Raw genomic sequence first — 6,862 nt, forward strand, 5'->3', positions numbered from 1 at the left:
CTATAAATTTAATACTATGTTTTGCCCCTTTAAGGGCATAAATCTGGTATCGTTCACCTAGGCTTAGATGTGTATAGTTCATGGTTGCAATCTCACTTTGGTCGGTGGATAAAAACTTTGATGCTAGCGCATCTAGGTCTTTTTTTCACCTCACATTTGGTATTGCACTTCATGTGTTAATCTAAGATAGCTGGATAAGGGTTTGCTGCTTATCAATTAAGGTGTCAATTTGGGCGGTTTCGTGGTCGAGGAACTCACCAATTATAATTTGTTCGTTAAACGGTAATGATGGAATTTTAATGCTAACTAAGTCAGTAGCATTAATGGCTGGATAACTGACACCAACAGATAAAGATACAACTTCTTTAATAAAACCTTTTGCTCTCAAACAATAAGCAGCATAACCTTTATATAAATATTCGCTAGGACGTATCACTGCAAATCCAGTTGAAACAATCATATTTTTTGGTGGATTATTTATAGGGGCAATAGCTTCTAAATAAGTTCGTACAGTAGAAACAATAACATCACCGTCTTGCACAATTCTTTTTGCCCTTGAAGGAGCATTTTCGAAAACCATGTTCTCGGTGTTTGTGATACCTTCGGTTGATGAAACACTCCCAATATCCACATACTCTAATTCCAACTCTTTACTAGTTGAGTCTGGCAAAACTTCATCGTTATAAGTGCATAAATACTTAAGCGGTTTATCTCCCCAATGAGTAGGAACTTGTCCCAACCACGGAACCCCTGAAGCTTTATACTCTGCATATTGCTGATACTTCGCCATTACGAATGCACCTCACCCAATAACTGCATAATCTCGCTACTGACCGCATCCAAGTCTGCATCAATCTCGCTCAGTGCGCGTGGTGGCTCGTACACATAGAAATGACGGTTAAACGGTATCTCAAAGCCGACAATGCCAATCTCGTTATCAATGGCATCTACTTTATCTGCATTTATCCACGCATCAGGCACATGCGGCTGCACTTCTCTGGCAAAGTAATCTTCAATCAATGCCGTGGTGGTGACCTCAGGATTAAGCGGCACGTTTTCATAATCGCGTAGGTCACTGTCGGTTTGGAACTCAACTATTTTGGTCTTGCTGGCAGGGTCGATATAGCTGAATGCACCGTACAACGGATTGACAACCTTGACCGCTTTTTTGATGACGGGTTCTGCTTCAGAGTTTTTCCAAGTGATAGCATCCATCAGCTGCTTTTTCTCCTTAGCATCTAAAGAGATATAAAGATTCACATCAGCATCTTTTAACGCTTGCTTGAACACTTTTTCAAACTCATTAAAATCATCGAATTGATTTTCACCGATAGCCGTTTGCAAGGCTTTCGCTTTATTCATCAGCACAAGCTGCGACTGCCATACTTTAGAACCAAGCACGTCTTTGACTTGGCTTTCTTTCAATTCAGAGAAGTCGGCCTTAATCATCGCGCGTGCTTCTAAGGTGACCGCTGATAAATCACCATAGCTATCAGTCGTCCAGTCACCACCAAAGGCTTCATATAACGCTGGCATGACCATATCAAAAGGCTTGGGCGCATAACGCAAGCTATCAATGGCGCTATCAGATAGCTGCGCTGACAGACGTAGCGGCCGCTCAATGGTCAGGCGGCGATAGCCAAACTCATGGGTGGCAAATATCTTACTGGCAAAGGTTTTAGCAGGCTCCGCTTTAGGATTAGCAGACTGACGACCACGATTCGACTTAACCTCTTCTGGTTTATCGAGTACACGCGCATCGACCACTTCAAAGTCACCAAAGCTACGGATAATGGTCTTGATATCGTCTTCGCTCATCTCATTACGCTTTGAGCCAAGCGATTTACGCATTTTACTGTATAGGTTACTACCGTCAATCAATTGCACGTGACCTTTACGCTCAGGGGCTTTCTTATTGCTTAACACCCATACATAGGTAGCGATACCCGTGTTATAGAACATATCGGTTGGTAAAGCGATGATGGCCTCAAGCAAATCGGCTTCTAAGATATAACGGCGAATCTCACTCTCACCACTACCCGCGCCGCCCGTGAATAACGGCGAACCATTTAAGATGATACCGATACGGCTGCCCTGATTGCTGTTTTGAGAACTGTTGTCTGTCGCTTGCTCGTGACTAACGATTGGACGCATCTTACTCAGCAAGTGCATAAGGAATAATAGCGAGCCATCAGACACGCGTGGCAAGCCTGCCCCAAAGCGACCGTCAAAGCCTTTTTGCTCGTGCTCATCTTTGATCTCACCTGATATCTTTTTCCAATCCACCCCAAACGGCGGATTCGATAGCATATAATCAAACTGCTCACCTGCCAGCTGATCACTGGACAAGGTATTACCCAGCTTAATGTTATTCACTTCTTGCCCTTTAATCAGCATGTCGGCTTTACAGATGGCATAAGACTCAGGGTTCAGCTCTTGGCCATAGGTACGCATGACCGCATCAGGGTTCAGCTCTAGCACGTATTCCATACCAGAGGATAGAAAACCGCCCGTCCCCGCTGTAGGGTCATAAATGGTGCGAATAATACCGTCTTTGGTCAGCGCATCATCATCTTCCATAAATACCAGTGAAGTGGTCAGGCGGACGATATCACGTGGGGTGAAATGCTCCCCTGCGGTCTCGTTAGAACTTTCAGCAAAGCGGCGGATTAATTCTTCAAACACAAAGCCCATTTCATGGTTAGAGATAGCTTCAGGACTGAGATCAGTATTGGCAAATTTCTGCACCACTTTATACAGTAGGTTGGCATCCGCTAACTGACCGACAAACTCTTCAAACTTGAAGTGCTCAAATATCTCACGTGCATCTTTAGAGAAGGATTGGATATAAGTGTTCAGGTTATCTTTGATATCGCTTTGACCCATCTTGCTTAGATCCATGGGCGAGATATTGTAGAACGGTCGCTTGCTGGCACGTATTAGGAACTTCTCTTGCGCTTCCTCAGACAAGCCTTTCTCAGCGATACGCTGGCTCTCAGTGACGACGTTTGCTTTGGTTTCTTCTAATACGCACTCTAAGCGGCGAAGTAATGTAAATGGCAGGATAATACGGCCGTATTGAGATTGCTTAAAATCACCGCGTAATAAATCAGCGACAGACCAAATGAAAGCCGCTGTGTTTGAGAAGTTTTTGGTCATGGGTTCGTCTTATTGTTTGTTGAGCAAGGATAGAGTTTTTAGATCGTATGCTAGGCAGTGAAGTGATTACCTCATCCTAGTCAAAATGTAACCATCATAAGGGTATTCGACATTACTCGGCAAGTCTGAATGTGAGATTTATAAGAAAGATAGTATTTTTCGTCGTATAAAAACTTGCTGTACGACGCGCTCAGCAATTCAACCCCATGGAAGAAAATTGCAAGTTGGTTTTAGTATTAGCAAATCACAGTAATACACTTAAGAGTCTGGCTTGAGATAAGCCCAAGTTTGGGTTTATCTCGTTCTGCAAGTAAGTGCGAGCTGGCACTGTGATTTTTGGTGCGAATAATCGTACTCCAGAAACAGCCACAAACGCGCTATAGGCTGCCAAGTACGACAAGATCCACTAAGCACGATGGAAGAAGACGCACGAAAAACGCACACTACTTCTGCCTGTCTTGCGCCCAATTAAGCATCTTTCATCTTAATTGGACAAAAACCTTGACATTTTCTTTGACACTTTCAATGTATATTTTTCTGAACCCTTTGTTCTATAATGATTTAAACTGAAATTACTTTTGACATTTTCTTTGACAACTTGGGGTTACTTTTATGGCAGAACAGTCTAAAGAGTGGATTGACGATAACACACTTAGAGTTATGACCCATCGGTCTGGCGCATTCACCTTCGCGCTTGGCTGCTTGCCTGATGAAGCACTTTTGAGGCGTATTGATGATGCTCAGTTACGCTTTAATAAAACGCCAACAGTGCCGGAAATTATAGATAAGATTCAAGATAAGGTTTTGGTCAGTAGTGTTTACAGCACCAATACCATTGAGGGTGGAGAGTTTAGCGAAGAAGAAACGGATGATATCTTACATACCGATCCAAAAGAGTTTCAGAAGACAGCCGAAAAACGCTTATTTAATCTAAAAGACGCTTTGCTATGGGTAAACAAACATCGTAATCTACAGTTTGAGCCTACACAAGGCAAACTCTTCTTATTAGCAGATATTACACACCTGCATGCTTTGGTCTCGCAAGGCTTAGATGAAGGGCATAACCCAGTTGGGCAATTTAGAGATAATGAAAAATGGCAAAAGACTTATGTAGGTAATACAGAGTCTGGAGGGCGTTATCAGCCCCCGAAGTGCCTTAAAGACATTGAGTACCTATTACAGGCTTGGATTGAGTGGCTAAATAGCCCTGCTATTATTGGTCAGCACGTGATTGTTCGGGCAAGTTTGGCTCATTACTATTTTGAGCTTATTCATCCCTTTTGGGACGGCAACGGCAGGACGGGGCGCTTAATTGAGATGCTAATATATGAGCAATCAGGATATAGACTGTCATCATCAGCTATATGGCAGTACTATCAAAAAAACATTCATGAGTACTTTGCTTTATTCAACCATTGCCGCAAACAAGCCAAAGCTAAAAAGGAGATGCCCAATCAAGCTTTTATTGATTTTGTGATGGAGGGTATGCTGCAAACGATTAATGACTTGCACGACCAATGCAATCAATTAATTGGTTTTTTACTGTATCAAGGCAGTTTAAATAGTGCGAAGTTTAATAAAGTGATTTCTGAAAGACAGTTTAATACTATTATGGTCATGATGGGGCTTAGTGATAATTACACCTCTGCTGCATTATTGCGTAATCCGCAAATCAAAGCTTTATACAGTAATCTCACGGAAAGAACTTTTTATCGAGATATAGGCGCTTTAATAGATGCAGGTTTTTTATCTGAACAAGACGGAAAACTGGTTTTAGCAATTTAAGAGGACTTTATTCAAAGTGAAATAGTCAAAGTGCGAGTAGTCACTCAAAAAATAAATTTTGATCATTAGCGATAACGAAATGTTGTTAAATCTGTTGTTAAAATAATTTAAAGAAATCGCCTATCCTTTTACTGTCAAGGGGTAGGCGATTATGGTTGACTCCCGCCGAGCGCACCAATCATCGTATTTCACCCTTCCCTAGCATTACCTAAGACCTCTACAGCCCCCTACTTTAAAGCTACGCTTGAAGGTTATTGTTTTGCTATAAAAACAGGCTCATTAGAAAGGTCGACATTTTCAAACCTTTTTATGCCCTTATTTTTCTTATTATTCCAGACGACTGCTAACCCTAAATAGGTCATTAGCACAGATAATATTGGGCTTAAAAAGCTCATAAAGGCATAGGGCGCAAACGCAAAGCCACTAATACCAAGCGTTGCTGCTGCAAATGCGCCAAACGTGGTCCACGGCATGACGGGTGCCATCATCAATCCACCTTCACTGACGATACGCGCCAGCATCGCCCGACTTAGACCAACCTTGTCAAACTGCTCCTTAAACAGTTCACCATTTAAAATAAAGGACATATACGCCTCACCAAATGCCGCCGTTGAGGTCATTGAAGACATCATAGCAAGCAAGGTTAATGAGCCAACCGTTTTGGCTCTGCTCACCAGCCCAGCGATCAATGTCTCCATATAGCCCACTTTACTTAAAATCCCCCCCAATGACAGCGCCATAAATGCCACCGAAAATGTCCACATCATACTTTGGATGCCGCCACGATTTAATATGGGATCTACATAAGCCGAACCGGTAGAGATTTCAAACCCTGCATTTAAAAACTCTAACGCCTCAGGCACACTAGCACCCTGAAAGACAACCGCGACCACCAAACCGCTAATCACCGCTATCGTCATAGATGGTAAAGAGGGAAATTTGATAACATTTAAGGTCAAAAGAATGGCTATCGGCAGCATAACGATGGGGTTTAAATTAAAGTTAGCTGCTAACACACTTCGCGTTTCATTAATGATACTCAAATTCGCATCATCCGAGCCATAGCGGAAACCTAAGTATACAAACAACGCTAAAGTAATAAAAAAAGCAGGGGCTATCGTTTGCATCATGGCCTTGAGTGTTTCATACAGATCCGCACCTGCCGACATCGAGGTAAGATTTGGCGTATCAGAAACCGGAGACATTTTATCTCCAGTAATCGCACCAGATATAATCATACCCGCCGTTATGGGCAGCGGAATACCCAAACCCTGACCGATACCTACAAGGGCAATACCTACCGTACCGACAGTTCCCCACGATGTACCGGTACTCAACGCGGTTATCGTACATAAGATAAACCCAGCTGGCAAAAAAACAGTGGGTGAAATAAACCCCAAGCCATAATAAATAATAGCCGGAACGGTCCCCGCTGCCATCCATGCCGCAATAATTGCGCCAATCGCAATAAAAAACCATAAGCCAAAGGTCGATTCTCCGATGCTCTTTTGCATCAGCACCATTAAATCATTAAATCTATAGCCCAAGGTTCTGGATATTAAGGTGACAAAAACCATTCCGAGCAGCAAACCTACTTGTATCGATACGGTTTTAAAAATCATGATACATAAAACGAGGCTAAAAATGACCGACAGTAACGCCAGCGCCGCCAACTTAAAAGAAGGTTTTTTAAATTCCTGAGTTTTGCCATAGCCATTCATTTGCAACTGCCCTTTTTTAATTATCTACAGATGATTAAGTTCTTATATTTTAGTCACACTGAATAAACCGTAGAAACAAAATCGGCCACTTAATCACGCAAAAAGCAGCTTATCATGACTAGGGGCTGTATAGAATTGGGAAATAGTTGAAAAAAATAAGCAACGCCTTACACTCTTGTTTACCACAACAAAGAGAA

4 protein-coding genes are annotated in these 6,862 nt (G+C 42.4%); 1 reads left to right on the top strand and 3 read right to left on the bottom strand.

Going from position 1 to position 6,862, the window contains the following annotated elements:
- Positions 1–181: 181 nt before the first annotated feature.
- Both EI161_RS12745 and EI161_RS12750 read right to left on the bottom strand, forming a co-directional pair.
- Complete coding sequence (locus tag EI161_RS12745) at positions 182–790, bottom strand: restriction endonuclease subunit S (RefSeq protein ID WP_192529715.1); 609 nt, start codon at positions 788–790, stop codon at positions 182–184.
- Positions 790–3,159 carry a type I restriction-modification system subunit M gene (locus EI161_RS12750; protein WP_192529716.1) on the bottom strand — a complete coding sequence of 790 codons (2,370 nt, stop codon included), beginning with the start codon at positions 3,157–3,159 and terminating at the stop codon, positions 790–792. Before EI161_RS12750 ends, EI161_RS12745 begins: the two co-directional genes overlap by 1 nt.
- A 612-nt stretch (positions 3,160–3,771) precedes the next feature.
- Here EI161_RS12750 and EI161_RS12755 point away from each other — a divergent pair.
- The gene (locus tag EI161_RS12755) at positions 3,772–4,944 is read left to right on the top strand and encodes a Fic family protein (RefSeq protein WP_192529717.1); all 1,173 of its coding nucleotides are present in this window, start codon (positions 3,772–3,774) and stop codon (positions 4,942–4,944) included.
- A gap of 251 nt (positions 4,945–5,195) precedes the next feature.
- On the opposite strand, the gene nhaC is transcribed toward EI161_RS12755, so the two are convergent.
- Positions 5,196–6,665, bottom strand: coding sequence for a Na+/H+ antiporter NhaC (nhaC, locus tag EI161_RS12760; RefSeq protein WP_192529718.1), 1,470 nt, complete (start codon positions 6,663–6,665; stop codon positions 5,196–5,198).
- Between the last annotated feature and the right edge of the window lie 197 nt (positions 6,666–6,862).

Origin of the sequence: Psychrobacter sp. FME5, from assembly GCF_014861375.1 — a bacterium.
Classification (GTDB): domain Bacteria; phylum Pseudomonadota; class Gammaproteobacteria; order Pseudomonadales; family Moraxellaceae; genus Psychrobacter.

Coding starts and splice junctions, on each gene's coding strand:
- EI161_RS12745 (WP_192529715.1), bottom strand. CDS start 790: ATGGCGAAGTATCAGCAATATGCAGAGTATAAAGCTTCAGGGGTTCCG.
- EI161_RS12750 (WP_192529716.1), bottom strand. CDS start 3,159: ATGACCAAAAACTTCTCAAACACAGCGGCTTTCATTTGGTCTGTCGCT.
- EI161_RS12755 (WP_192529717.1), top strand. CDS start 3,772: ATGGCAGAACAGTCTAAAGAGTGGATTGACGATAACACACTTAGAGTT.
- nhaC (WP_192529718.1), bottom strand. CDS start 6,665: ATGAATGGCTATGGCAAAACTCAGGAATTTAAAAAACCTTCTTTTAAG.